General features: G+C 72.7%; 26 protein-coding genes. 16 read left to right on the forward strand and 10 right to left on the reverse strand.

From position 1 onward, the window contains the following. Window positions 1-2: 2 nt before the first annotated feature. Window positions 3-1433 (reverse strand): DHA2 family efflux MFS transporter permease subunit, encoded by a 1431-nt coding sequence (locus C7M71_RS18355; RefSeq protein WP_111490331.1) that lies wholly within the window; start codon window positions 1431-1433, stop codon window positions 3-5. Window positions 1434-1545: 112 nt separating this feature from the next. Between C7M71_RS18355 and C7M71_RS18360 the strand changes: the two genes are divergently transcribed. Then, window positions 1546-2022: a MarR family winged helix-turn-helix transcriptional regulator gene (locus tag C7M71_RS18360; RefSeq protein WP_111490332.1), complete on the forward strand. Its 477-nt coding sequence runs from the start codon at window positions 1546-1548 to the stop codon at window positions 2020-2022. Then, complete coding sequence (locus C7M71_RS18365; protein ID WP_111490333.1) at window positions 2019-3272, forward strand: FAD-binding protein; 1254 nt, start codon at window positions 2019-2021, stop codon at window positions 3270-3272. Before C7M71_RS18360 ends, C7M71_RS18365 begins: the two co-directional genes overlap by 4 nt. 12 nt (window positions 3273-3284) lie before the next feature. On the opposite strand, the gene C7M71_RS18370 is transcribed toward C7M71_RS18365, so the two are convergent. Continuing rightward, on the reverse strand, window positions 3285-4463 hold the full coding sequence (locus tag C7M71_RS18370; protein ID WP_111490334.1) for a damage-control phosphatase ARMT1 family protein: 1179 nt from the start codon (window positions 4461-4463) through the stop codon (window positions 3285-3287). Window positions 4464-4588: 125 nt separating this feature from the next. Between C7M71_RS18370 and lpdA the strand changes: the two genes are divergently transcribed. The 4 genes from lpdA (at window position 4589) to C7M71_RS18390 (ending at window position 9088) form a co-directional block, all read left to right on the forward strand. Continuing rightward, window positions 4589-5989: a dihydrolipoyl dehydrogenase gene (gene lpdA, locus C7M71_RS18375; RefSeq protein ID WP_111490335.1), complete on the forward strand. Its 1401-nt coding sequence runs from the start codon at window positions 4589-4591 to the stop codon at window positions 5987-5989. A gap of 214 nt (window positions 5990-6203) precedes the next feature. Beyond that, window positions 6204-6407: a cold-shock protein gene (locus C7M71_RS18380; RefSeq protein WP_111490336.1), complete on the forward strand. Its 204-nt coding sequence runs from the start codon at window positions 6204-6206 to the stop codon at window positions 6405-6407. 250 nt (window positions 6408-6657) lie between these two features. Beyond that, window positions 6658-8163 (forward strand): DEAD/DEAH box helicase, encoded by a 1506-nt coding sequence (locus C7M71_RS18385; RefSeq protein WP_114914706.1) that lies wholly within the window; start codon window positions 6658-6660, stop codon window positions 8161-8163. 34 nt (window positions 8164-8197) lie between these two features. Beyond that, window positions 8198-9088 (forward strand): GNAT family N-acetyltransferase, encoded by an 891-nt coding sequence (locus C7M71_RS18390; protein ID WP_111490468.1) that lies wholly within the window; start codon window positions 8198-8200, stop codon window positions 9086-9088. A gap of 45 nt (window positions 9089-9133) precedes the next feature. Here the strand turns inward: C7M71_RS18390 and C7M71_RS18395 are convergent, their stop codons facing one another. Then, window positions 9134-10117 carry a CapA family protein gene (locus C7M71_RS18395; protein ID WP_111490467.1) on the reverse strand — a complete coding sequence of 328 codons (984 nt, stop codon included), beginning with the start codon at window positions 10115-10117 and terminating at the stop codon, window positions 9134-9136. Between the two features lie 203 nt (window positions 10118-10320). Between C7M71_RS18395 and C7M71_RS18400 the strand changes: the two genes are divergently transcribed. Next, window positions 10321-10596, forward strand: a complete 276-nt coding sequence (locus tag C7M71_RS18400; RefSeq protein WP_111490466.1) for an acylphosphatase — start codon at window positions 10321-10323, stop codon at window positions 10594-10596. 49 nt (window positions 10597-10645) lie between these two features. On the opposite strand, the gene C7M71_RS18405 is transcribed toward C7M71_RS18400, so the two are convergent. Beyond that, on the reverse strand, window positions 10646-11506 hold the full coding sequence (locus C7M71_RS18405; RefSeq protein WP_111490465.1) for an Fpg/Nei family DNA glycosylase: 861 nt from the start codon (window positions 11504-11506) through the stop codon (window positions 10646-10648). Window positions 11507-11618: 112 nt separating this feature from the next. On the opposite strand from C7M71_RS18405, the gene C7M71_RS18410 reads away from it, so the two are divergent. After that, the gene (locus C7M71_RS18410; RefSeq protein WP_111490464.1) at window positions 11619-11924 is read left to right on the forward strand and encodes a DUF1876 domain-containing protein; all 306 of its coding nucleotides are present in this window, start codon (window positions 11619-11621) and stop codon (window positions 11922-11924) included. Between the two features lie 26 nt (window positions 11925-11950). On the opposite strand, the gene C7M71_RS18415 is transcribed toward C7M71_RS18410, so the two are convergent. Next, window positions 11951-12361, reverse strand: a complete 411-nt coding sequence (locus C7M71_RS18415; RefSeq protein ID WP_111490463.1) for an organic hydroperoxide resistance protein — start codon at window positions 12359-12361, stop codon at window positions 11951-11953. A gap of 108 nt (window positions 12362-12469) precedes the next feature. Here C7M71_RS18415 and C7M71_RS18420 point away from each other — a divergent pair, with 108 nt between their 5' ends. After that, a complete protein-coding gene (locus C7M71_RS18420) occupies window positions 12470-12967 on the forward strand; it encodes a MarR family winged helix-turn-helix transcriptional regulator (RefSeq protein ID WP_111490462.1) in 498 nt (165 codons plus the stop codon). Window positions 12968-12998: 31 nt separating this feature from the next. Here C7M71_RS18420 and C7M71_RS18425 read toward each other — a convergent pair whose 3' ends face one another. After that, window positions 12999-14204 (reverse strand): thiolase family protein, encoded by a 1206-nt coding sequence (locus tag C7M71_RS18425; protein ID WP_111490461.1) that lies wholly within the window; start codon window positions 14202-14204, stop codon window positions 12999-13001. A gap of 26 nt (window positions 14205-14230) precedes the next feature. Next, on the reverse strand, window positions 14231-15388 hold the full coding sequence (locus tag C7M71_RS18430; RefSeq protein WP_111490460.1) for an acyl-CoA dehydrogenase family protein: 1158 nt from the start codon (window positions 15386-15388) through the stop codon (window positions 14231-14233). Between the two features lie 136 nt (window positions 15389-15524). Between C7M71_RS18430 and C7M71_RS18435 the strand changes: the two genes are divergently transcribed. The 7 genes from C7M71_RS18435 to C7M71_RS18465 all read left to right on the forward strand — a co-directional run bounded on the left by C7M71_RS18435 (window position 15525) and on the right by C7M71_RS18465 (window position 21449). After that, a complete protein-coding gene (locus C7M71_RS18435) occupies window positions 15525-16151 on the forward strand; it encodes a TetR/AcrR family transcriptional regulator (protein WP_111490459.1) in 627 nt (208 codons plus the stop codon). 42 nt (window positions 16152-16193) lie between these two features. Continuing rightward, window positions 16194-16661: a universal stress protein gene (locus tag C7M71_RS18440; RefSeq protein ID WP_229758793.1), complete on the forward strand. Its 468-nt coding sequence runs from the start codon at window positions 16194-16196 to the stop codon at window positions 16659-16661. A 141-nt stretch (window positions 16662-16802) separates the two neighbouring features. Then, window positions 16803-17936, forward strand: a complete 1134-nt coding sequence (locus C7M71_RS18445; protein ID WP_111490457.1) for a lipid II:glycine glycyltransferase FemX — start codon at window positions 16803-16805, stop codon at window positions 17934-17936. Window positions 17937-17984: 48 nt separating this feature from the next. Next, complete coding sequence (locus C7M71_RS18450; RefSeq protein WP_111490456.1) at window positions 17985-19016, forward strand: alanine racemase; 1032 nt, start codon at window positions 17985-17987, stop codon at window positions 19014-19016. A gap of 126 nt (window positions 19017-19142) precedes the next feature. Continuing rightward, window positions 19143-19796: a class II aldolase/adducin family protein gene (locus tag C7M71_RS18455; RefSeq protein WP_111490455.1), complete on the forward strand. Its 654-nt coding sequence runs from the start codon at window positions 19143-19145 to the stop codon at window positions 19794-19796. A gap of 297 nt (window positions 19797-20093) precedes the next feature. Continuing rightward, window positions 20094-21065 (forward strand): sigma-70 family RNA polymerase sigma factor, encoded by a 972-nt coding sequence (locus tag C7M71_RS18460; RefSeq protein ID WP_111490454.1) that lies wholly within the window; start codon window positions 20094-20096, stop codon window positions 21063-21065. 186 nt (window positions 21066-21251) lie between these two features. Continuing rightward, complete coding sequence (locus tag C7M71_RS18465; RefSeq protein ID WP_111490453.1) at window positions 21252-21449, forward strand: hypothetical protein; 198 nt, start codon at window positions 21252-21254, stop codon at window positions 21447-21449. Between the two features lie 14 nt (window positions 21450-21463). On the opposite strand, the gene C7M71_RS18470 is transcribed toward C7M71_RS18465, so the two are convergent. From C7M71_RS18470 to C7M71_RS18480, 3 genes are all read right to left on the reverse strand, one after another. Then, entirely contained in the window at window positions 21464-21808 is a 345-nt protein-coding gene (locus C7M71_RS18470) for a hypothetical protein (RefSeq protein WP_111490452.1), read from the reverse strand. A 226-nt stretch (window positions 21809-22034) separates the two neighbouring features. Beyond that, a complete protein-coding gene (locus C7M71_RS18475; RefSeq protein WP_111490451.1) occupies window positions 22035-22904 on the reverse strand; it encodes an S-methyl-5'-thioadenosine phosphorylase in 870 nt (289 codons plus the stop codon). Window positions 22905-22985: 81 nt separating this feature from the next. Then, window positions 22986-23351, reverse strand: a complete 366-nt coding sequence (locus tag C7M71_RS18480) for an FmdB family zinc ribbon protein (RefSeq protein WP_111490450.1) — start codon at window positions 23349-23351, stop codon at window positions 22986-22988. Between the last annotated feature and the right edge of the window lie 23 nt (window positions 23352-23374).

Raw genomic sequence — 23374 nt, forward strand, 5'->3', positions numbered from 1 at the left:
GGTCAGTTGTAGGTGGAGGTGTTGCGGGCATCCGCGGAGGGGTGGGGCGCTGGCCCCGGGTCGGGGCGGTTCGGGCGGATGGTGAGGGCGAAGAGGGCGGAGGCCAGGGCGATTGCGGCGAGCACCAGGTAGATGGTGCGGTACGCGGAGAGCGGCGGGGCGGCGTCGGCGGTGGTGCTCAGGGTGACCAGCAGGGTGGCCACCAGAGCGGGGGCGGTCGCCATGGAGAGCTGGCGGACGACGCTGCTCAGGGTGGACGCCTGGCCCATGTCGGACGGGGGCACGGTGCTGAACGACGCCACCGTGGTGGGCATGAAGACCGCGCCCATGCCCAGGCCCAGCAGGAACATGTAGAGCCGGAAGGTCCAGAGGCTGGTGTGCAGGTCGCAGGTGGACATCAGGGCCAGTACGACGGCGACGCAGAAGAGCCCGGCGGCGATGATCGGCCGGGGGCCGACCTTCCCGTACAGCCGGGCCACCAGCTGCACGGTGAGCAGTACGCCGATCGCCTCGGTGAAGGTGCTGGTGCCCGACTCCAGGGCGGTCGCGCCCTGGGCCTCCTGGAGGAAGAGCGGGGCCAGGTACATGGCCCCCATGAACGGCACCAGGCCGACCAGGTTGACCACATTGGCGCCCCGGAACAGCGGGTCGCGGAAGAGGCGCAGCCGCAGGATCGGTTCGGCACGGCGGAGTTCGACCACGACGGTCGCGACCAGCAGCAGTGTGCCGCCGACCAGCGAGCCGGTGATCACCGGGCTTCCCCAGCCCTGCCGGGCGCCGTCGCAGACCCCGTACATCAGCAGTGACATGGCGCCGGCCGAGAGCAGCAGCCCGGTGAGGTCGAACCGGCCGGGGGACTCCTCGCGCGGGTTGTCGAGGAAGAGCAGGCCGAAGAGGACGGCCGCCGCCCCGAAGGGCAGGTTGACGTAGAAGACCCACCGCCAGGAGAAGCTGTCCACCAGGAAACCGCCCAGCATCGGGGCGACCGAGGGGGCGATCTGCTGCGGCAGGGTCATCACCCGGGAGGCGTTGACGCGCTCCTCCGGGGTGAAGGTGCGGAACAGCATGGCACCGATGACCGGGGTGAGCAGACCGCCGGCCAGGCCCTGGAGGCCGCGGAAGACGACGAGCTGGCCGAGGCTGCCGGCCAGTCCGCAGAGCGCCGAGGCGAGGGTGAAGAGGGCCATGGCGATCAGCAGCACCGGCTTGCCGCCGAAGCGGTCGCCGAGCCAGCCGGAGATCGGGATGGTCATGCCGACGCAGACCGGGTACACCACGACGACGCCGTCGATCCCGGCTGCGGTCATATGGAACTGATGGGCGATCGACGGCAGCGCCACGGTGGTGATGGCGCCGTCCATGACGACGAGGAAGAGGGTGGCGACAAACATGACCGGGACGGCCAGACGCTGGCTGAGCCGGTAGCGGGGCATGGTCTCTGCACTCCAGGGGTCAGTCGGGATATGCTGAGGATACTCACTATGAGTGGGCACACCACAAGCCCGGAGGGGCCGAAACCGGCCGCACGGGGAGCGAGGGAGCGGCATGCAGCCAAGGGGCGGACCGGGCAGCAGCGACATCCTGATCGATGAACTCTTCAAGACGACCACCCGGCTGCGCACCTTCGTCGACGGTCGGCTGAGCGCGCACGGGATGTCCGTCTCCCGGCTGCGGGCGCTGCGGACGCTGGCGACCTCCCCCGAGCCGATGCGGATGCGGGACCTCAGCGATGTGCTCCGGATCGCCGCCCGCACCGTGACCGGCATGGTCGACGCGCTGGAGCGGGAGGGCCTGGTGGAGCGGCTGCCGCACCCCACCGACCGCAGGGCCTACCTGCTCACCCTCACCGACCTCGGACGGGCCCGGCACGCCGAGGCCGAGGAGGTCGACCGGGAGGCGCTGGCCGCCGCGACCAGCGGCCTGAGCGAGCAGGACCGCGCCCGGCTGCGGGAGCTGCTGGCAGTGCTGCGGACCTCCATGCGCGCGGTGCCCGCCGGAGCGGAGTGCGAGGGGGACCGATGAGGAACTGGGCCGGAAATGTCACCTTCGGCGCGGAACGCGTCCACACCCCCTCCTCGCTGGACGAGCTGAGCGAACTGGTCGCCGCCGGATCGGCGGTGCGGGCGCTGGGCACCGGCCACTCCTTCAACACCATCGCGGACACCCGGGGCACGCTGGTCTCGGTGGCCGGGCTGCCCAGGGTCCTGGAGATCGACGGCGAGGCCGGTACGGTCACCGTGAGCGCGGGCCTCCGCTTCGGGGACTTCACCACCGCGCTGCACCGGGCGGGCCTCGCCCTGCACAACCTCGGCTCGCTGCCGCACATCTCCGTCGCCGGTGCCTGCGCCACCGGCACCCACGGCTCGGGGAACGGCAACGGCAACCTCGCCTCCGCCGTACGGGCCCTGGAGCTGGTCACGGCGGACGGCTCGGTGGTGCGGCTGCGGCGCGGCGACCCGGGGTTCGACGGCGCGGTGGTCTCGCTGGGCGCCCTGGGAGTGGTCACCCGGCTGACCCTGGACGCGGTGCCCGCCTATGACATCCAGCAGTCGGTGTACGAGGGGATGGCGCACGACCGGCTGCGCGACCGGTTCGACGAGGTGATGGCGGCGGCGTACAGCGTCAGCGTCTTCACCGACTGGCGGGCCGACCGGGTCACCCGGATATGGCTGAAACGGCGGGTCGGCGCCGACGGTCCGCAGACCGCGCCGCCGCAGTGGCTGGGGGCGACCCTGGCGGACGGGCCCCGGCACCCCGTGCCCGGTGTGCCGCCGGAGTACTGCACCGACCAGTCGGGCCGACCGGGGCCCTGGCACGCCCGGCTGCCGCACTTCCGGCTGGAGTTCACGCCCAGCAACGGCGACGAGTTGCAGAGCGAGTACTTCGTCGCACGCGGGGACGCCGTCGCCGCCTTCGACGCCCTGGACCGGGTCCGGGAGCGGATCGCGCCCGCCGTGCAGATCGGCGAGATCCGCACCGTCGCCGCCGACGGCCTCTGGCTGAGCCCCGCCCACGGGCGCGAGGCGGTGGCCTTCCACTTCACCTGGGTCCCCGACGAGGAAGCCGTGGCACCGGCACTCCGGGCCGTGGAGGAGGCGCTGGCACCGTTCGACGCCAGGCCGCACTGGGGGAAGGTCTTCCGCACCGACCCGGAGACCCTGCGCGGGCTGTACGGGCGGTATGCCGACTTCGAGCGGCTGGCGGGGGAGTACGACCCGGCGGGAAAGTTCCGCAACGACTGGATGCGGCGCTACTTCCGCACCGGGCGCTGAGGCCGTTCTCGGTCAGGCCCGGACCTGGATGACCGCGTGGCGCCCACTGGTGCGCCACCCCGGGCCGGTGGCGTCCAGCCGGGCGGCGGTGGCGGCGTCGAGCCCGGCGGCCACGTCGGACTTCAGGGTGCGCAGGGCCGCCACCGGCGCCGGGAAGTGGGCGGTGAGGTCGGCGAACGGGGTGGTGGCGGGCCAGTGGCGGTCGCCGACCAGGCGGCGGTAGTTGAGGTCGCCCTTGACCACCGCCATGGCCGCCGACGAGAGCTCGGCCCGCAGGTCGCCCGGCATGGCGTCGAAAGGCAGCGGCGCACAGAGGAAGGGATGGGTCCTGATCTCCAGCGCCCCGCTGGTCAGCGCCTCCCGGAGCCGTTGGCCGACCGCCCCGGCGGCGCCGGGGGCGTGCAGCAGCCGCTCGGCGGCGGCGACCGCGTCGGCGGTGGTGGCGTCGGAGACGTAGTACGGCTGCGGCTTGACATAGAGGTGGGCCGAGGAGGCACGGCCGGTGGACAGCAGCCGGTCGATCAGTACCAGGTCGGGCAGCAGCTCCCGCCCGGCGTTGTCGGCGATCAGGGCGAGCCTGCCCGGCGGGCCGCTCCGCAGGGCGGCCCAGAAGCGGGCGCCGTCGTCGCAGAGCAGCCCCGTACGGGGGTCGCCGCTCGCCGGGCCGCCGGTGAGGCGGAAGGAGAGGTCGGCGCGGTTGCCCCAGAGCGCGGAGCGCAGCAGGGCGTCGTCCTGCTGCGCGTCGGTGAGGGTACCGAGGCCGTCCAGCGCCGCCAGTTCCTCGTCCACCGCCGGGCTGCCCAGCTCGGCGGCCTTGACCGGGCCGAACGGGTCGACGCCCTGCCAGGGGCCGGGCCCGAACCAGCCGACGGCCGCCAGCAGCCGCCGGTAGAAGTAGCTCTCCGCCCAGAGGAACGGCGCGTCGGTCCAGCGCAGGCCGAGTTGGTCGCCCAGGCCCCAGGCATCCCAGGCCGCGGCGTCGCGGGCGCCGTCCTCCAGCGGCCCGATCACCCCGCCGGTGCTCTCCGCCAGCAGCCGCTCGACCGCCCGCCGCTGCTCCGGCCCGTACGGGAGGCCGTCCAGGACCTGCCGCAGCAGCACCGGATGCCGCTCATGGAAGACCCGCCAGGGGAACGAGCCCGGCTCGCCGCCCGTGATCACCGGCGCTGCCGGCTCCGACTGGGAAGGCATGGGGGGACTCCTCACCGCTGGACTGCACCCGGGCCGCTCGGTGCATCGTGCCCCATCCCCCCACCGCGCCGCAGCCTGCCGAATGCGCCGGGCGGGAGCGGGCCGTTGCTTCTAGGGTGGCGTGCATGAGCGGACACTTCGACGTCGTCGTCCTCGGTGCCGGTCCCGGCGGGTACACCGCCGCCGTCCGCTGCGCCCAACTGGGGCTCAGCGTGGCGGTGGTGGAGGAGCGCTACTGGGGCGGGGTCTGCCTCAACGTGGGCTGCATCCCGTCGAAGGCGCTGCTGCGCAACGCCGAGCTGGCCCACATCGTCACCCGGGAGGCCAAGACCTTCGGCATCCGGGTGGAGGGGCAGGTGACCTTCGACTACGGCGAGGCGTTCGCCCGCAGCCGCCGGGTGGCGGACGGCCGGGTCAGGGGCGTCCACTACCTGATGAAGAAGAACGGCATCACCGAGGTCCATGGCACCGGCCGTTTCACCGACGCCCACACCCTCCGGGTGACCGGCGCCGACGGCGCGGCGCAGACCGTCACCTTCGACCACTGCATCCTCGCCACCGGGGCGTCCACCAGGCTGCTGCCGGGCACCTCGCTCAGCGAGCGGGTGGTGACCTACGAGGAGCAGATCCTCAGCGACCGGCTGCCCGAGTCCATCGTGATCGCCGGGGCCGGGGCGATCGGCGTCGAGTTCGCCTATGTGCTGCACAACTACGGGGTGCGGGTGACCCTGGTGGAGTACCTGGACCGGGTGGTGCCGCTGGAGGACGAGGAGGTCTCGGCCGAGCTGGCCCGGCGCTACCGCAAGCTGGGCATCGATGTGCTGACCTCCACCCGGGTCGAGTCGATCGACGACTCCGGGGAGAAGGTGCGGGTCCATGTCTCCACCGGCGGGCAGCGGCAGACCCTGGAGGCGGACCGGGTGCTCCAGGCCATCGGCTTCCAGCCGAGGGTCACCGGCTACGGCCTGGAGGACGTCGGCGTACAGGTCGGCGAGCGCGGCGCCGTCGAGATCGACGCCCGCTGCCGCACCAGCGTGCCGCACATCTTCGCCATCGGCGATGTGACGGCGAAGCTGATGCTGGCGCACGCCGCCGAGGCGATGGGGATCGTGGCGGCGGAGACCATCGCCGGCGCCGAGACCATGGAGCTGGACTATGTGATGATCCCGCGCGCCACCTACTGCCAGCCGCAGGTCGCCAGCTTCGGCTGGACCGAGGCGCAGGCCCGCGAGCTGGGCTATGACGTCCGGGTGCAGAAGTTCCCCTTCACGGCCAACGGCAAGGCGCACGGCCTCGGCGACCCGGTGGGCTTTGTGAAGATCATCAGCGATGGCCGGTACGGGGAGCTGCTCGGCGCCCACCTGGTCGGCCCGGAGGTCACCGAGCTGCTGCCGGAGCTCACCCTGGCCCAGCAGTGGGACCTGACCGTGCACGAGGTCGCCCGCAACGTCCACGCCCATCCGACGCTCGGCGAGGCGGTCAAGGAAGCGGTCCACGGGCTGGCCGGACACATGATCAACATGTAGCCGGGTGCGTGGCGTCCACCCGTGGTCGGCCGCTCCGTGCTACTGTCGATACCAGTTGCAGTTGTGGTTCCCATGAACTTGTGTGTGCGCCTGCTGGTTGTGACCATCGGGCGCACTTTTGTTTTCCGGTGCTTCTTTCCGGTGGGTAAATCATCGCGGCGACGCAGGCCCCGTACCGTGCGGGCCCTGAGAATTGCCCCCTGAAGGAGAGAACATGGCTACTGGCACCGTGAAGTGGTTCAACGGCGAAAAGGGCTTCGGTTTCATCGAGCAGGACGGTGGCGGCGCTGACGTCTTCGCCCACTACTCGAACATCAACGCCCAGGGCTTCCGTGAGCTGCAGGAGGGCCAGAAGGTCCAGTTCGACGTCACCCAGGGCCAGAAGGGCCCGCAGGCGGAGAACATCACCATCATCTGAATCTGAGGCGCGCGGCACTGCCGCGCCCGCGCGGGCCCCGTACAAGCGTGCGGGGCCCGCGGCCGTCGCACCGCAGGGGCAGACCCGCCGGCGGTGCCGAAGCACCGTGCACGGACGACCCCGTGCGGCTTCTCCCCATCTCCGGCTCGCTCCAGTCGATCTCCGCAGGCCGTTTGCCGCGGAGCCTCCTCGAGACGCGCCGTATCGAGGAAGGTTCCCTGTGGACCGCAACGTCACTTCCCGCCCTGGCATGTCCCGCTCCGGTACCTCCGGCTCGGCCGCGTCCCGTACCGCCGCGTCCCGTACCGCCGCGTCCAGCACCGCCGCATCCAGCCCCGCCGCGTCCAGCCCTGCCGCGTCCCGCACCGGCAGCGCCGCTCCGGCCCTTCCGCCGGTGGCCTCCTTCGCCGACCTGGACATGCCCCGGGCGCTGCTCACCACCCTGACCCGGGAAGGCGTCACCGCGCCCTTCCCCATCCAGGCGGCGGCCCTGCCGAACGCGCTGGCCGGCCGTGACGTCCTCGGCCGGGGCCGCACCGGATCGGGCAAGACCCTCACCTTCGGCCTGGCCCTGCTGGCCCGCATCGCCGGGCAGCGCGCCGAGCCCGGCCGCCCGCTGGCCCTGGTCCTGGTCCCCACCCGGGAACTCGCCCAGCAGGTCACCGACGCCCTCGCCCCCTACACGCAGGCGGTACGGCTGCGGGCGGCGACCGTGGTCGGCGGACTCTCCATCTCCCGCCAGGCCCAGACGCTGCGCCGAGGCGCCGAACTGGTGGTGGCCACCCCCGGGCGGCTGAAGGACCTGATCGAGCGCGGCGACTGCCGGCTGGACCAGGTGGGCATCACCGTGCTGGACGAGGCCGACCAGATGGCCGACATGGGCTTCCTGCCGCAGGTCACCCAGCTGCTGGCGCAGGTGCGGCCGGACGGGCAGCGGATGCTCTTCTCCGCCACCCTGGACCGCGATGTGGACCGCCTGGTGCGCCGCTTCCTCACCGACCCGGTGACCCATTCGGTCGACCCGTCCGCTGCGGCGGTCTCCACGATGGAGCACCATGTGCTGCACATCGCGGACACCGACAAGCGGGCCGCCACCGCCCGGATCGCCGCCCGCGACGGTCGGGTGATCATGTTCCTGGACACCAAGCGCGGCGCGGACCGCCTGGTGCGCGACCTGCTCGCCTCCGGAGTCCGCGCGGCGGCGCTGCACGGCGGCAAGTCCCAGCCGCAGCGCAACCGCACTCTGGAGCAGTTCCGCGACGGGCATGTCACCGCGCTGATCGCCACCAATGTGGCCGCGCGCGGCATCCACATCGACGGCCTTGACCTGGTCGTCAACGTCGACCCCCCGGCCGACCACAAGGACTATCTGCACCGAGGCGGCCGCACCGCCCGGGCCGGCGAGTCCGGCACCGTGGTCACCCTGGTGCTGCCCAGCCAGCGCCGCGACATGAAGCGGCTGATGGCCACGGCCGGCATCACCCCGCACACCGCACGCGTCCACTCCGCCGACCCCGAGCTGGCCCGCCTCACCGGCGCCCGCACCCCCAGCGGGGTGCCCGTCACCATCGCGGCCCCGGCCCCCGAGGCGCCCCGGCGCCGTCCCTCCGGGGAGCGCGGCCGCAGGCCGGGCCGGGCCCGTGGCCCGTTCCGGGGCTCCTCCGCCGGTGCCCAGGGACGGCGCGGCGGTGCGGGCGCGGGCGAGTCCGGCGCGACCGACCGGGCCCCGGCCGTCCGCACCCGCCGCGCCCGCTGATCCGCGCCCGCCGCGCCCGCTGAGAGGCAGCCCCATGGCCCAGCCCGTTCCCGAGCCCGTTCCCGAGCACGCACCCCGGCCGACCGTACGGCCCTGCACCGCCGAGGACCACGGGGCGGTGCTGGCCCTGGTCGACGCCGACCGGCTCCCCGGCCAGCCGGTCTGCACGGCGGAGATGCTGCACGCCGCGCTCTCCCGCACCGCCGTGCTGGAGACCGGCTGGTGGTCCGAGATCGAGCCGCCCCGCACCGATGTGCTGCTCGGGGCCGAGGGGCAGGTCACCGGGGTGGTCTGCTGGAGCGTACGGCCCAGGGACGGCGCCGGGATCGTGCTCTGGCTGCACGGGCGGGAACACCCCGGCACGGTCCGCCACCTGGTGGACCACGCGCTGGCGTCGCTCGGCGAGCACCGGCCCGCCCATGCCTTCGCCTCCGCCTCGCCGCTGACCCTGGGGCTGCCCGCCCTGCCCGTCACCCACCGCCCGGCCACCGACCGGGCACTGCGCGACGCCGGGTTCGGGCCGGCGGCCTCCTGGCGCTATATGCGCCACACCCGCAGCGGCAGCGCACCCGCCGAGGCGTACCCGCTCGCCGAGGTGATCAGCCAGGGCGAGGCCGGCTGGCGGCTGAAGGTCCGCTCGCACGACGGCCCGCCGGCCGCCGAGGCGACGGTTGACGCCCCGGTGGACGGGATCGGCGCCGTCCGGTGGATCGGCGTGGAGGCGGCCCACCGCGACAACGGCCTCGGGAGCACCCTGCTCCAGCAGGCCCTGCGCACCCTGTACGGGAACGGCGCCCGGGAGGTCATCCTGTACGTGGACGACCAGCCCGTCGGCGGCGTGGACGACCGCACCGCCGCCAACCGCCTCTACGACGCGGCGGGCTTCACCGAGATCGACCGGCTGCTCTCCTACGTGCGGCCCTGAACCGGCGGCGCCCGGGCCCGGCTTGTGTCCGGGCCCGGGTGCTGGTCAGCTCCAGTCCACCACCAGCCGGTCCCCCCGCGTCGCCGTGCTGGTCCCGAACTCCGAGCAGGCGCAGGCGAACCGCTCGCAGACCCACTCCCAGGCCTCCCCGTGCGCGGCGGAGGTGCGGCCGGGCTCCAGCAGCAGCGGCAGCGCCTCCAGCCGGACCGGGCGGCAGCGGCCCCCGGGCGGGGCGTCCAGGGTGGCCAGGAAGAGCAGCCCCAGGTCGTTGCGGAGGGCGGGGTGCACGGCGTAGTCGTCGATGAAGTCGCCCATGTCGTGCAGGATGCTGTGGGCCACCCCGTGGAAGACATGCGCCGAGTGGCCGGAGACCAGGGTGGCGCCCGCGTCCAGCAGCGCGCAGGCGGCGCGCCGCACATGCGGGGGCGGGCGGGCGGTCATATTGGGCCCCCAGTGCGGGGTGACCAGTACCGCGTCGGCCGCTGCGGACGCCCGTACCACCAGTTCCTCCAGCCAGCCGGGAGCGCCCCCGTGGAGGTCGGCCCAGGCCGTGCCGGGGCGGTCCGGGGTGGCCGCGAAGTCCTCCGGGTGGTCGGCGACCCCCAGCACCGCCAGCCGTGTCCCGGCCGCCTCCAGCACCTGGAACGCGCGGGCCGCTCCCACCTCGGGCCCGGCGCCGACCGCGCGGACCCCGACCTCGCCGAGCCGGGCCAGGGTGTCGGCGAGGGCGTCGAAGCCGTAGTCCAGCGCATGGTTGTTCGCCAGCGTCACGCAGTCCACGCCCAGCTCGGCCAGCACCTCGGCCGCACACGGCGGGGCCCGGAAGAAGAACCGCTTCCCCGGCTGCGGCCAGCGTTCGCCGCGCTCCGAGATGCAGCACTCCAGGTTGAGTACGAAGAGGTCGGCATCGGCCAGGGCGGCGCGCACCTCCTCGGCGAACAGCTCCCGGCCGCGCCCCCCGGCGGCCAGCCGGGCCGCGACGCCGCGCCCGAGCATGGTGTCGCCCGCCAGCGCCACGGTGACGGTCATCGCCGGTCACCCCGTCCTGCTCGTCGTGCTCGTCATGCTTGTTGTCCCTGCGTCCCCTTTCGAGGATGTGACCTGCGAGGGCCGTCGCCAAGCCGCGCCGCTCCGGCCGTGGGCGGGGCGGCGTGGGATCTTGGGGGTCGGGATACGTTGTCGGTTCCGGGGCCCGGTCGGGCGCCGGTCGCGCAGCCGAGGTGACGCAGCGAATGATCCGCAGGCATGTCAGGGTGTCCGGGAGTGTGCAGGGGGTCTGCTACCGCGACGGCTGCCGCAGGACGGCCACCGAGCAGGGTGTCGCCGGATGGGTGCGCAACCTCCCCGACGGCAGTGTGGAGGCCGTCTTCGAAGGGCGGCCCGACGCGGTGGAGCGCCTGGTCGGCTGGGCGCACCACGGCCCGCCCGCCGCCCGGGTGGAGCGGGTCGAGGTGTCCCCCGAGGAGCCGGAGGGCCTGATCGGCTTCGCGGTACTGCCCATGCCCTGACGGGCGGGCTGCTTGGGCGGGCTGCTCGGGCGGTCGGCTGGAGCGGCGGTTACTTGAGCAGCCGCGAGAGCCGGCGGTCGGCCAGCACCCGGCCCCGGGTCTGGCAGGTGGGGCAGTACTGCAACGACGACTCGGCGAAGACCACCTGGCGGACGGTGTCGCCGCAGACCGGACAGGGCTCGCCCGCCCGGCCGTGCACCCGCAGGCCCGCCTTCTTCTCCGCCTTGAGCTCCCCGGCGGCCAGCCCCCGGGCCCGCTCCAGGGCGTCCCGCAGCACCGAGCGCAGCGCCTCGTACAGCCGGTCCAGCTGCTCGTCGTCGAGCTTCGCGGCGATGGCGTACGGGGACAGCCGGGCCGTGTGCAGCACCTCGTCGGAGTAGGCGTTGCCCACGCCGGCGAGCAGCGACTGGTCGGTGAGCAGCCCCTTGAGGCGGACGCCGCGCCCGGCCGCGACCGCCGCCAGGTCGTCCCGGGAGAAGCCGTCGGCCAGCGGGTCGGGACCGAGCCGGGCGATGCCGGGGACCTCGGCCGGGTCGCGTACGACATAGGCGGCCAGCCGCTTGGTGGTGCCCTGCTCGGTCACCTGCCAGCCCGAGCCGTCGTCCAGCAGCAGCCGCAGGGCGAGCGGCCCCCGACCCGGCTTCGGCGGCGTGGCCGGCATGGACTCCTGCCGGCGGATCCACCCCGCCCGCGCCAGGTGGAGGACCAGGTGGAGGCCGTCCGCGTCGAGGTCCAGGAACTTGCCGTGCCGGGTGACATCGGTGACGGTGCGGCCGTGCAGCGCCGTCGGCGGCGGGTCGAAGGTCTTGAGCGCCTGGAAGGCGGCGACCTCCACCCGGGCCACGGCGCGGCCCGCCGACCGCTCGCGGAGGTGGTCGGCGAGCGCCTGGACTTCGGGCGACTCCGGCATGCCTCCCATGATGCATCGGCCATGATGCCCCGGCCACGACGCTCCGGCCAGGGTGGTGCGTAGGCCGGGTGCGGCGCACCCTGGAAGGGGGCAGTGCGCGGAGGTGATTGCGATGCGGACGGAGACGCGGACCCGGTCGAGGAGCGAGACTCAGCCGGTCGTCGGTTGGCATGTGGAGATGGAGTTCAGCGAACACGCTGACCGGACCAAGGCGGCGGCCCTGCTGAGACTCCAGGACGGAAGCGAGATCAGGGCGCATGGGCATGCGACCCGCCACCCCGACGACCCGGTGCAGCAGCGGGTCGGCGAGGAGGTGGCCGCGGCGCGGGCGCTGAACGACCTGGCCCGGCAACTGCTGGCCAAGGCGGGCGGGGAGATCGAGGAGGTCACCCACCTGCGGGCCTACCTGGCCATGTGAGCCAGGCAGGGCGCCCGGGCCGGTCGTCACTCCACCACGAGCTCGACCGGGATGTTGCCGCGGGTGGCGTTGGAGTAGGGGCAGACCTCGTGGGCCCGCTTCACCAGCAGCTCGCCGGTCTCGCCGTGCAGTGCGTCCGGCAGCTCCACCCGCAGCACGACGGCGAGCCCGAAGCCCTCGCCGACCTTGCCGATGGAGACCTCGGCGGTCACCGAGGCGTCCTTGGTGTCGACCTTGGCCTGCCGGCCGACCAGGGCCAGCGCGCTGGCGAAGCAGGCCGCGTAGCCGGCGGCGAAGAGCTGCTCGGGGTTGGTGCCCTGCCCGTTGCCGCCGAGCCCCTCGGGCATGGCCAGCGGCAGGTCCAGCTGCCCGTCGGAGCTCACGGCCCTTCCCTCGCGGCCGTTGGCGGTGGCGACAGCGGTGTAGAGCGCGTCCATGGGGACCATCCCTTTCGTCGGGCGGGGTGTGCGTGCAGGGACAACTGAAGCACACAACTCAGTTGTGCACAACTGAAAAGTGCCCAATCGATGGTTATCCTGGACGGCATGAGGACCACCCCAGAGGAAGCCCTGCGGCTGGAGAACCAGGTCTGCTTCGCCCTGCACGCGGCCAACCGCGCCTTCGGCAGCGTCTACCGGGTGCTCCTCAGGGACACCGGGCTGACCTACCCGCAGTACCTGGTGATGCTGGTGCTCTGGGAGCACGGCGAGACCACCGTCAAGGGGCTCGGCGAGGCCCTGCGGCTGGACTCCGGGACCCTCTCGCCGCTGCTCAAGCGGCTGGAGGCAGCCGGTTTGGTGGAGCGCCGCCGCAGCCCGCAGGACGAGCGCTCCGTCTCCGTCAACCTCACCCCTGCCGGGGCGGAGCTGCGGCACCGGGCCTGCGAGGTGCCGCTGCGGATCGCCGCCTCCACCGGCCTGACCCTGGAGGGGATGGCCGAGCTCCGCACCCGCCTCAACGCCCTCACCCACGCACTGGACGCGGCGGTCGAGACCGCAGCCGCCGATGATGCCGCCGCCGACGAGGAGCCCGGGGCCGTCTGAGCACTGCCTCGGGCTCGGCGCGGGCCCCCGGTCAGAGCAGTTCGAGCACGGTGGCGTTGGCCATGCCGCCGCCCTCGCACATGGTCTGGAGGCCGTAGCGGATGCCGTTGTCCCGCATGTGGTGCACCAGGGTGGTCATCAGCCGGGCGCCGGAACCGCCCAGCGGGTGGCCCAGCGCGATGGCGCCGCCGTTCGGGTTGAGCAGCGCAGGGTCGGCCCCGGTCTCCTTCAGCCACGCCAGGGTGACCGAGGCGAACGCCTCGTTGACCTCGAAGGCGCCGAAGTCGCCCAGCGACAGCCCGGACCGCTTGAGCACCTTGGCGGTGGCCGGGATCGGGCCCTTGAGCATGGTGACCGGGTCGGCGCCGACCACGGTCGCGGTGTGCACCCGGGCGATCGGGGTCCAGCCGTGGCGGGCGGCGATCTCGCCGGTGGTGACCAGCAGCGCCGCCGAGCCGTCCGAGATCTGCGAGGCATTGCCTGCGGAGACCACCCCGTCCGCCCGGAACGGCGTCTTCAGCGCCGCCAACTGCTCGGCGGTGGAGCCGCGCCGCACGCCCTCGTCGGTGGTGAAGAGCCGCTCGCCGTCTGCGCCCCCCACGCCCTCCGCGCCGTCCCCGCCGTCCTTACCGTCCGCGCCGGTCACCGGGACCGGCGTGATCTGCCCCTGGAAGCGCCCCTCGTCGATCGCCCGAGCCGCCTTGGCGTGCGAGTCCAGCGCATAGCGGTCCAGCTCGCCCCGGGTCAGCCCGTACTCGGCGGCGATCATCTCCGCGCCGACGCCCTGGTTGAACTCGATGCCGCCGTAGCGGGCGCGGGCCAGCGGCCCGTACGGCTCGCCCAGACCGCCGCCCCAGGAGGAGCCCATCGGCACCCGGGTCATCGACTCCACGCCGCCGGCCACCGCGATGTCGTACTGGCCGGAGACCACCCCGGCGGCGGCCTGGTGCACCGCCTGCTGGGAGGAGCCGCACTGCCGGTCGACGGTGACCGCGGGCACCTCCTCCGGCCAGCCGGCCGCCAGCACCGCATAGCGGCCGATGCAGGCGGTCTGCTCGCCGACCTGGGAGACGCAGCCCCAGACCACGTCGTCCACCAGCGCCGGGTCCAGGCCGGTGCGCTCGGCCAGGGCGCGCAGGACATGGGCGGAGAGGTCGGCCGGGTGGATCCCGGCCAGGGCTCCGCCTCGGCGGCCGACGGGGGAGCGTACGGCGTCGACGATGACTGCGTCACGCATGGGGTGGCCTCTTCCTCTCCGAAGCCCTACAGGCCGAGGGACTTGGCGATGACGGTCTTCATGACCTCGCTGGTGCCGCCGTAGATGCGGGTGACCCGGGCGTCCGTGTAGAGCCGTGCGATGGGGTATTCCAGGATGTACCCGTACCCGCCGTGCAGCTGGAGGCACTTGTCGATCACCCGGGCGGAGACCTCGGTGCAGAACAGTTTCAGCTTGGCGGCGTCGGCCGGGGTCAGCTCGCCGGTCTCGTGCAGCTCCAGGCCGCGGTCCACCATCGCCTGGGCGGCCTCGACCTCGGCGGCGCACTCGGCGAGCACGAACTTGGTGTTCTGGAACTCGGCCACACTGCGGCCGAAGACCTTGCGGTCCTTGACGTACTGCACGGCGAAGCCGATCGCGGCGGAGGCGGAGGCATAGCCGCCGACCGCGATGGCCAGGCGCTCCTGGACCAGGTTGCGGGTGAGGTAGGAGAAGGCCCTGCCCTCCTCGCCCAGCAGGTTCTCCACCGGCACCGCGACGTCGGTGAAGGACAGCTCGGCGGTGTCGGAGGAGCGCAGGCCGATCTTCTCCAGCTTGCGGCCCACCGTGTAGCCGGGTGAGCGGGTGTCCACGCAGAGGATCGACAGTCCGGCCCGGCGGTCCTCCGGGGTGGCCGGGGAGGTGCGGCAGACCACCAGCATCAGGTCGGCCTGGACACCGCCGGTGATGAAGGTCTTGGCGCCGTTGAGGACATAGTGGGTGCCGTCCTCGGACAGCCTGGCGGTGGTGGTGATCCCGGCCAGGTCGGAGCCGGTGCCGGGCTCGGTCATGGCGATGGCGGTCATGATCTCGCCGGAGACGAAGCCGGGCAGCCACCGCTTCTTCTGCTCCTCGCCGGCGTACTCCAGGAGGTACGGCAGGACCAGGCCGGTGTGCACGCCCGCGCTGCCGAAGCTCACCCCGGCGCGCATGGTCTCCTCGGTGACCACGGCCTGGTACTTGAAGCCGCCCATGCCGGCGCCGCCGTACTCCTCGGGCACCTCGATGCCGAAGACGCCCAGCTCGCCCAGCTTGAGGTAGAAGTCGCGAGGCGCGTGCCCGGCCTTCTCCCACTCCGGGTAGACGGGGACGACCTCCTTGGCGATGAAGTCGCGGACGGTCGCCCGGAATGCCTCGTGGTCCTCGGTGAAAACGGTGCGGCGCACGACGGGGATCCCTTCTGCTGGTCGAACGCTTGTTAAGTTAACGGCCGGTAGAAGCACTGTCCATAGGCCCTGATCCGCCCCACCGCCCTAGAATGCCGAATGACCGATCAGCCAAACTCGACTCCGGGACATACGCATGGACGCGGACGTGGACGTGGACACCCGGCGGCCCCCGGGCCACCAGGCCCTGCTGGAGGCCGCCCGCCAGGAGTTCGCCGAGCGCGGCTACGGCTCCACCTCGATCCGCGACATCGCCCAGCGGGCCGGTGTCAGCCTCTCCGCGCTGTACCACTACTACGGCGGCAAGCAGGAGCTGCTGTTCGCCCTGCTCGACGAGGGCATGGACCGCTATCGGCAGGCCTGCGACGCCGCGCTCGCCGACGCCGGCGACGACCCCGCCGAGCGGCTGGAGGCCCTGGTCGAGGCCACCGTCCGGTTCCGGGCCGGACAGCGTGACCGCAGCTCCATCGAACTCACCGAGGACCGCAGCCTCAACGACGAGCAGCGCGCTCACTTCCGCCGCCGCCAGGCTGCCGCCACCCGGATGTTCCAACAGGTCATCGAGGACGGCCGGGCCTGCTCCCTCTTTCTCACCCCCTATCCCGACGACGCCCGCCGCGCGGTGCTCGCGATGTGCAACGCCGTCGCCCAGTGGTACCGCCCCGAGGGCGCGCTCGCCGTCGACGACCTGGTCGAGCGCTATGTCTCGCTGGCCCTCACCCTGGTCGAGTACCACCCCCGCCGGGCCCGCCGCACGCCCTGAGCCGGGTGACCGGCAGCGCTGCGGCGTGGGTAGGCTCGGATCGTGGCGGACGAAGTGGGCAGACAGGGTTTCGAGTACGGCGTCGACGGTCCCAAGACGATCGTGACCGGCGTGGACGGCTCGGACTCCTCCTGGCGTGCCGTCGCCTATGCCGCGGGTCTCGCCCGCCGGCAGGGAGCGCTGCTGGTCCTGGTCTATGTGCAGCCCGTGGTCACGGCGTCGGCCGCAGGCGTGGGCGGCACCCTGCTGGAGGTGGGCCAGCAGGTCGCCGAGGATCTGTTGCAGCACATCCGGCAGGCGGTGAAGCGCTTCGGCGACCACCGGAGCATCCGCTGGGAGTTCCACACCTTCCCCGGCGACCCCTACACCGGGCTGCTGACCACCGCCGACGAGCTGCGGGCGGACGCCGTGGTGGTCGGCGCCTCCGAGCAGGCCGGGCACCGCATCGTCGGCTCGGTGGCGGTGCGTCTGGTCAAGGCCGGGCGCTGGCCGGTCACCGTGGTGCCCTGAGGTCCGCCTCGGGGCGAACCGATGTGCTACCCAGGGCCGATCGGGCGGTACGCCGGTGTCCCCCTCCGGGCCTACGGAGCGCGCCGCGACGGACGGTAGGCTCATTCCGATCACCATTGCCGCACGAGGAGCTCGCCATCCATGAGCCTGCGTCTGAGCACCATCAGCCGTGAGGAGCACCTGGCCTACATCCAGAGCCTGCCCTCCGCCAGCCATATGCAGGTACCGGCGTGGGGCGGTGTGAAGGCGGAGTGGCGCCCGGAGTCCATCGGCTGGTTCGACGAGCAGAACCGGCTGGTCGGCGTGGGGCTGGTGCTCTACCGCCAGCTGCCGAAGCTCAAGCGCTTCCTGGCCTACCTGCCCGAGGGGCCGGTGATCAACTGGTTCGACCCCGACCTGGAGCGCTGGCTTCAGCCGATGCTGGCGCACCTGAAGTCGCAGGGCGCCTTCTCGGTGAAGATGGGCCCGCCGGTCATCATCCGGCGCTGGAACGCGGACGTCATCAAGCAGGCCATCGCGGGCAAGACCGCCAAGCGGCTGCGCGATGTGGAGGCGAGCGCCTATGAGCCGCGCGCCTTCGAGGTGGTGGACCGGCTGCGGCGGATGGGCTGGCAGCAGAACGACGACGAGGACGGCGGCGGCTTCTCCGCCGGCCAGCCCCGCTATGTCTTCCAGGTCCCGATGGAGGGGCGCACCACGGACGACGTGCTCAAGGGCATGAACCAGCAGTGGCGCCGCAACATCAAGAAGAGCGAGAAGGCCGGCGTCCAGGTCTCCCTCGGCCGCTTCGAGGACCTGCCGATCTTCCATGAGCTCTACAAGGAGACCGGCGAGCGCGACCACTTCATCCCGCGCCCGCTCTCCTACTTCCAGGGCATGTGGAAGGCGCTCAACGCCGAGACGCCGGACACCATGCGGCTCTACCTGGCGGCCCATGAGGGCGAGGTGCTGGCCGCCACCACCATGCTCCGTACCGGCAACCACATCTGGTACTCCTATGGCGCCTCCACCGTCCGCAAGCGGGAGGTCCAGCCGAGCAATGCGATCCAGTGGCAGATGATGCGGGACGCCCATGCCATGGGTGCGCGCGTGTACGACCTGCGGGGCATCAGCGACACGCTTGACGAGGAGAACCACCTCTTCGGTCTCATCCGCTTCAAGGTGGGCACCGGAGGTCAGGCGGCCGAGTACCTGGGTGAGTGGGACTTCCCGCTGAGCAAGGTGTTGCAGAAGGCTTTCGACATGTATATGACGAGCCGAGCAGTGGCCCGCTGACGGCGGGCAGCCCCTCGTCCCCGCTCCACCGCAGGAAGGCACACCCGGATGGCGCTCTCGCTCTACGTGGAAACCGCCCGCTGGCGCGCTCACCAGCAGTCCGTGCTGGAGGCGTTCCCCGACCTCGTGCCGGTGGCCAAGGGCAACGGCTACGGCTTCGGCAACCGCCGGCTGGCCGAGGAGGCCACCAGGTTCGGCGCGTCCATGCTGGCCGTCGGCACCGCCTATGAGGCGGCGGAGGCGGTGGAGTTCTTCGGCGGCGACGTGCTGGTGCTCACGCCGTACCGGATCGGCGAGGACCCCGTGCCGCTGCCCGGCCGGGTGGTGCGCACGGTCGGCAGCGTCAGCGGCGTCCGGGCGCTGGTCGGGTCGCGGGTCGTGGTGGAGTGCATGACCAGCATGCGCCGCCACGGCATCAATGAGCAGGACGTGCCCAAGCTGGTCACCGCCCTGGAGGACGTGCGGCTGGAGGGCTTCGCCCTGCACCTGCCGCTCGACCGGCCCGAGGGCCACGATCCGGTACGGGAGTGCTCGGAGTGGGTCGCCCGGCTCTCCGCCGCCGGGCTGCCGATCCCGGCCGTCTACGTCAGCCATCTGTCCGCCGACGAGATCGGCCGGCTGCGCGCGCTCCACCCGGGCCTGGTCTTCCGCGCCCGCATCGGCACCCGGCTCTGGCTGGGCGACCACGGTGCGATGGACTGCCGGGGCACCGTGCTGGACGTGACCCCGGTGGCCAAGGGCGACCGGTACGGCTACCGGCAGCTGAAGGCCCCGACGGACGGGCACCTGGTGGTGGTGGCCGGCGGCACCGCCCACGGGGTCGGCCTGGAGTCGCCCAAGCACATGACCGGTGTCACCCCGCGCGCCAAGAACCTGGCCCGGGCCGGGCTGGCCACCGTCAACCGCACCCCCTCCCCGTTCATCTGGGGCGGGCGCAAGGCGGCCTTCGCCGAGCCGCCGCACATGCAGGTGAGCATTCTCTTCGTGCCCGGCGAGACCGCCCCGCCGACCGTGGGCGAGGAACTGCGGGCCATCCTGCGGCACACCACCACCCACTTCGACCGCACGGTGGACCGCTGACCCCCGGTGGACCGCTGACCCACGGTGGTCCACTCCGGCGGTGGGGAACCGGGAGGCGCTCGCCGGAGTTGCGCATAGACCGGCCCGCGCGCCCCGCCGACGGGCCCAGACCCCGCAGGGGGAGCCGTGCTGCTTGCCGAGGCTCGCGCCGAGATCGTCCGTCATGCCCGGCGGCTGCGCCCGGACGGGCTGGTCGTGGGCACTGCGGGCAACCTCTCGGTCCGGGTCGGTGAGCTGCTGGCGGTCACCCCCAGCGGTGTGGACTACGACGAACTGACGCCGGAGCTGATCGGCGTGCACCGGATGGACGGCACCGCCGTCGAGGCCGAACTGCCGCCCAGCAGCGAGCTGCCCTTCCATCTGGCCGCCTACCGGGCCGAGGGCGCCGCCGCGGTGGTGCACACCCACTCGGTGGCCGCCACCGCCGTCGCCTGCCTGGACGGGCTGTCGCAACTGCCGCCGGTCCACTACTACACGGCGATGTTCGGTGGCCCGCTGCGGATCGCGCCGTACGAGACCTACGGCAGTGCGGAACTGGCAGCCGGAGTCGAGGCGGCGCTGGCCGGTGGCCGCCGGGGCTGCCTGCTGGCCAACCACGGCGCGGTGACGGTGGCCGGCAGCCTCGCGGCGGCCTATGGGCTGGCGCAGCAGCTGGAGTGGATGTGCGATGTCTATCTGCGCACCCGGGCGGCCGGCCTGCCCAGGGCGCTGGACGCGGTCCAGTTGGAGCAGGCGACCGCCAAGCTGGCCGGGTACGGCCGTTCCCAGCCGGGGAGTTGAAGGCCCGGGAGCTGAAGACCCGGGAGTTGACGCGTGCCCGGAACGTGACGTGTGCAAGCAGGGGCGCGGGTAGGCGAACCATGCGGGGCAGAACGGGCGTACACCCTGTGCATGTCCGAACACGGCCTGTTCACCTGCGAAGTGAAATCGAGCAGGATACTGCATCTCCCCAAGAAAGTGATCGCCTTGGGAATGATGTCCGGATTCTGCCCGTTGAATCGTTACGTGAGTGCGGGACCGGGTCGGGCTCGCACCGGAACGTGAAGGCAAGCAGGCACCAGAAGCAAGGGAGCACGCATGGCCACCCGTGCCGTCGTTCGCGACAAGGCCGACCGGGCGCGCAACGCCCGCCCGGCCAACAGTGAGGCCGACCGCGACCTCGTCGGCATGTACCTCGACGAGATCGCCCGAACGCCGCTGCTCGATGCCGCCCAGGAGGTCGAGCTGTCCCTGCGCATCGAGGCGGGCGTGTACGCCGAGCACCTGCTCGACGAGGGAGCCCTGCCCGAGGGGACCACGGAGGAGGAGGTGCGGGCGATAGCCGAGGACGGCAACCGCGCCAAGGACGTCTTCATCCGCTCCAACCTGCGACTGGTCGTCGCGGTGGCCCGGCGCTACCCGCGCAGCGGCCTGCCGCTGCTGGACCTCATCCAGGAAGGCAACGCCGGCCTGGTCAGGGCGGTCGAGAAGTTCGACTACGCCAAGGGCTACAAGTTCTCCACCTACGCGACCTGGTGGATCCGCCAGGCCATCACCCGTTCCATCGCCGACCAGTCCCGCACCATCCGGCTGCCCGTCCACCTGGTGGAGGAGCTGGGCCGGATCCGGCGGGTCCAGCGGGAGAAGTCCAAGGAGCTGGGCCGTGAGGCCGAGCCCGCCGAGGTGGCGGCCGAGCTGGGCTCCACCGAGGAGCGCGTCAAGGACGTGCTGGACTGGGCCCGCGACCCGGTCTCCCTCAATATGTCGGTCGACGACGAGGGCGAGACCCAGTTCGGCGACCTGGTCGAGGACACCGCGGCCGTTTCCCCGGAGGACGCCGTCATGGTGATGCTGCGCCGTGAGGAGCTGGACGACCTCATCGGCCGCCTCGACGACCGCACCGCATCCATCATCCGCTCCCGCTACGGCATGGAGGACGGCCGTGAACGCACTCTCACCGAGGTGGGCAAGCAGCATGGGCTCACCCGCGAGCGCATTCGGCAGATCGAGAAGCACGCCCTCGCGGAGCTCAAGCGGATGGCCCACCACTCGGGATTCGAGGCAGCCTGACCGTCCCTCTGTGAGCCCCGGTGCGCGCCCCGTGCATCGGGGCTCCGCGCTGCCCGGGGAGCGGGAGAGCCTACGCTGGAGGCCGGGGGTCACCCGGGGCGCGGGCACGGCAGGCCCAGCAGGCCGAGCAGACCACGTAGGCCGACCGGGACGGGCATGACGAGCAGGACGGACAGGGCGAGGACGATGAGCGGCGACCAGGGCGAGGAGCAGAGGCGGCAGCAGGCGCGGCGGACGCCCCCGGCAGGGCTGGTCTTCGACGACCCGCTGGACCGCCAGACCAGCGACGACACCGACACCGGCTGGGGCGAGGCCCCGGCGGGCTCCTCCGGCGGACGCGACCTGGACTGGTACCTCAGCCAGAAGCCCCCGCACCACGGCTGACCGCAGCCCCCGGCTCACCGGACCACCACCCGGCCGTCGTGCCCCACGCCACCGTCCCCGGAGGGCGCGCAGTGCGGCACCGCCCCGGCCGGTGGCACCCGGCCCGGCGGCGCGGCAGGTGGTTCGCGCAGCGGCCCGAAGGCCAGCGCGGTGGCAGCGGCCAGCACCCCGGCGGCCAGCGGCCCCGGCCCGCACCGCACGGCCTGCCGCAGCCGGTGGCGGTTGCCACAGCCTGCTCTGACCGGCGGGAAGGGCGGCACGGACCGCCGGGGCGGCACCTCGGACGGAGGGCCGGGCACGCCGCTGCGGTTGCCCGCGTGGCGCGGGCGGACGGGGAAGGGATCGAAGACCGTGGACACGGCTGGCACACCACCTGGGTCGGATTCCGGAAGCGGTCCCGACCAGAGTGGGCGCGACGCCGCGCCCCCGGTAGGCCCGCCCCGAATCCTGTGGACAACCCGGGGCTGTGGATAACTTCCTTCACCCGCAGGGGTGGCTTTTCCGCCTTCAGCTTGACACCGCAGCGGCCGAGGTCAGCGGCCGAGGTCAGCGGCCGAGGTCAGCGCCTGAGGTCAGCGCCTGAGGTCAGAGGTCGAGCCCGGTCTCCAGACCGTCCAGCGCATGCGAGCAGATGCAGTCCCGAGCGGCCGGCAGGCCCTTCACCACGTCGAAGAGCACCGTGCGCAGCCGGCCCACATTCTGCGCGAAGACCGCCAGCACCTCCTCATGGGTGACGCCCTCGCCGGTCTCCACGCCCGCGTCCAGGTCGGTGACCAGGTTGATCGAGGTGTAGCAGAGGCCCAGTTCGCGGGCGAGCACCGCCTCCGGGTGCCCGGTCATACCGACCACCGACCAGCCCTGCGCCGAGTACCAGCGGGACTCGGCGCGGGTGGAGAAGCGCGGCCCCTCGATCACGACCAGGGTGCCGCCGTCCACCGGCTCCCAGCCCGAGGCGCGGGCCCCGGCCAGCGCCGCCTGCCGCCCGACGGGGCAGTACGGGTCGGCGAAGGAGACATGCACCACCTCGGGGATGCGCCCGTCCTCCCGGGGCACGCCGTCGTAGAAGGTCTGCACCCGGCCCGAGGTGCGGTCCACCAGCTGGTCCGGGACCACCAGGGTGCCCGGGCCGTACTCCGGGCGCAGGCCGCCCACCGCGCACGGCCCCAGGATCTGCTGCGCGCCGAGCGAGCGGAGCGCCCACAGGTTGGCCCGGTAGTTGATGCGGTGCGGCGGCAGGTGGTGGCCGCGCCCGTGGCGGGGCAGGAAGGCCACCCGCCGCCCGTCCAGGTCGCCGATGAAGAGCGAGTCGCTGGGCGCCCCGTAGGGGGTGTCGACGGTCACCTCGGTGACGTCGTCCAGGAAGGCGTAGAAGCCGGAGCCGCCGAGAATGCCGATCTCGACCGGGGCGGTCTCGACGGGGGTGAGGTCCGCTGGGTTGCTGCTGGTGTCCGCCATGGGAGGCAGCCTATCCGGGCGCGCTGAAGGCCCCGTACAGCCCTGCTGGGGCGTGGTACGGGGCCTCTGCGGGTGCGCAGGTCAGGCGGCGGAGCTGCCGCCCGAGGAGGAGGACGAGCCCGACGAGGTGCCGCCGGACGAGCTGCCGCTGGAAGCGGGCTTCGACGCCGAGTCGCCGCCCGAGGACGAGCCCGAGCCAGCCGAGCCCGAGCCGGACGAACCCGAAGACGACGAGGCCCCGGCCGGCGCGCTCACGGAACTGCTCGAAGACGACCGGCTGTCGGTGCGGTAGAAGCCGGAGCCCTTGAAGACCACACCCACGGCCGAGAAGACCTTGCGAAGGCGGCCCTTGCACTCGGGGCAGTCGGTCAGCGCGTCGTCGGTGAACTTCTGCACCGCCTCCAGGCCGCTGCCGCACTCGGTGCACTGGTACTGGTACGTCGGCACTTGCTTCCTCCTGGCACTCTTAC

The organism is Peterkaempfera bronchialis (assembly GCF_003258605.2).
In the GTDB taxonomy this organism is placed as follows: Bacteria; Actinomycetota; Actinomycetes; order Streptomycetales; family Streptomycetaceae; genus Peterkaempfera; species Peterkaempfera bronchialis.

Coding starts and splice junctions, on each gene's coding strand:
- C7M71_RS18460 (WP_111490454.1), top strand. CDS start 20,094: ATGGCCACCCGTGCCGTCGTTCGCGACAAGGCCGACCGGGCGCGCAAC.
- C7M71_RS18435 (WP_111490459.1), top strand. CDS start 15,525: ATGGACGCGGACGTGGACGTGGACACCCGGCGGCCCCCGGGCCACCAG.
- C7M71_RS18390 (WP_111490468.1), top strand. CDS start 8,198: ATGGCCCAGCCCGTTCCCGAGCCCGTTCCCGAGCACGCACCCCGGCCG.
- C7M71_RS18445 (WP_111490457.1), top strand. CDS start 16,803: ATGAGCCTGCGTCTGAGCACCATCAGCCGTGAGGAGCACCTGGCCTAC.
- C7M71_RS18370 (WP_111490334.1), bottom strand. CDS start 4,463: ATGCCTTCCCAGTCGGAGCCGGCAGCGCCGGTGATCACGGGCGGCGAG.
- C7M71_RS18415 (WP_111490463.1), bottom strand. CDS start 12,361: ATGGACGCGCTCTACACCGCTGTCGCCACCGCCAACGGCCGCGAGGGA.
- C7M71_RS18360 (WP_111490332.1), top strand. CDS start 1,546: ATGCAGCCAAGGGGCGGACCGGGCAGCAGCGACATCCTGATCGATGAA.
- C7M71_RS18400 (WP_111490466.1), top strand. CDS start 10,321: ATGATCCGCAGGCATGTCAGGGTGTCCGGGAGTGTGCAGGGGGTCTGC.
- C7M71_RS18355 (WP_111490331.1), bottom strand. CDS start 1,433: ATGCCCCGCTACCGGCTCAGCCAGCGTCTGGCCGTCCCGGTCATGTTT.
- C7M71_RS18395 (WP_111490467.1), bottom strand. CDS start 10,117: ATGACCGTCACCGTGGCGCTGGCGGGCGACACCATGCTCGGGCGCGGC.
- lpdA (WP_111490335.1), top strand. CDS start 4,589: ATGAGCGGACACTTCGACGTCGTCGTCCTCGGTGCCGGTCCCGGCGGG.
- C7M71_RS18420 (WP_111490462.1), top strand. CDS start 12,470: ATGAGGACCACCCCAGAGGAAGCCCTGCGGCTGGAGAACCAGGTCTGC.
- C7M71_RS18410 (WP_111490464.1), top strand. CDS start 11,619: ATGCGGACGGAGACGCGGACCCGGTCGAGGAGCGAGACTCAGCCGGTC.
- C7M71_RS18475 (WP_111490451.1), bottom strand. CDS start 22,904: ATGGCGGACACCAGCAGCAACCCAGCGGACCTCACCCCCGTCGAGACC.
- C7M71_RS18425 (WP_111490461.1), bottom strand. CDS start 14,204: ATGCGTGACGCAGTCATCGTCGACGCCGTACGCTCCCCCGTCGGCCGC.
- C7M71_RS18380 (WP_111490336.1), top strand. CDS start 6,204: ATGGCTACTGGCACCGTGAAGTGGTTCAACGGCGAAAAGGGCTTCGGT.
- C7M71_RS18405 (WP_111490465.1), bottom strand. CDS start 11,506: ATGCCGGAGTCGCCCGAAGTCCAGGCGCTCGCCGACCACCTCCGCGAG.
- C7M71_RS18365 (WP_111490333.1), top strand. CDS start 2,019: ATGAGGAACTGGGCCGGAAATGTCACCTTCGGCGCGGAACGCGTCCAC.
- C7M71_RS18465 (WP_111490453.1), top strand. CDS start 21,252: ATGAGCGGCGACCAGGGCGAGGAGCAGAGGCGGCAGCAGGCGCGGCGG.
- C7M71_RS18385 (WP_114914706.1), top strand. CDS start 6,658: ATGTCCCGCTCCGGTACCTCCGGCTCGGCCGCGTCCCGTACCGCCGCG.
- C7M71_RS18450 (WP_111490456.1), top strand. CDS start 17,985: ATGGCGCTCTCGCTCTACGTGGAAACCGCCCGCTGGCGCGCTCACCAG.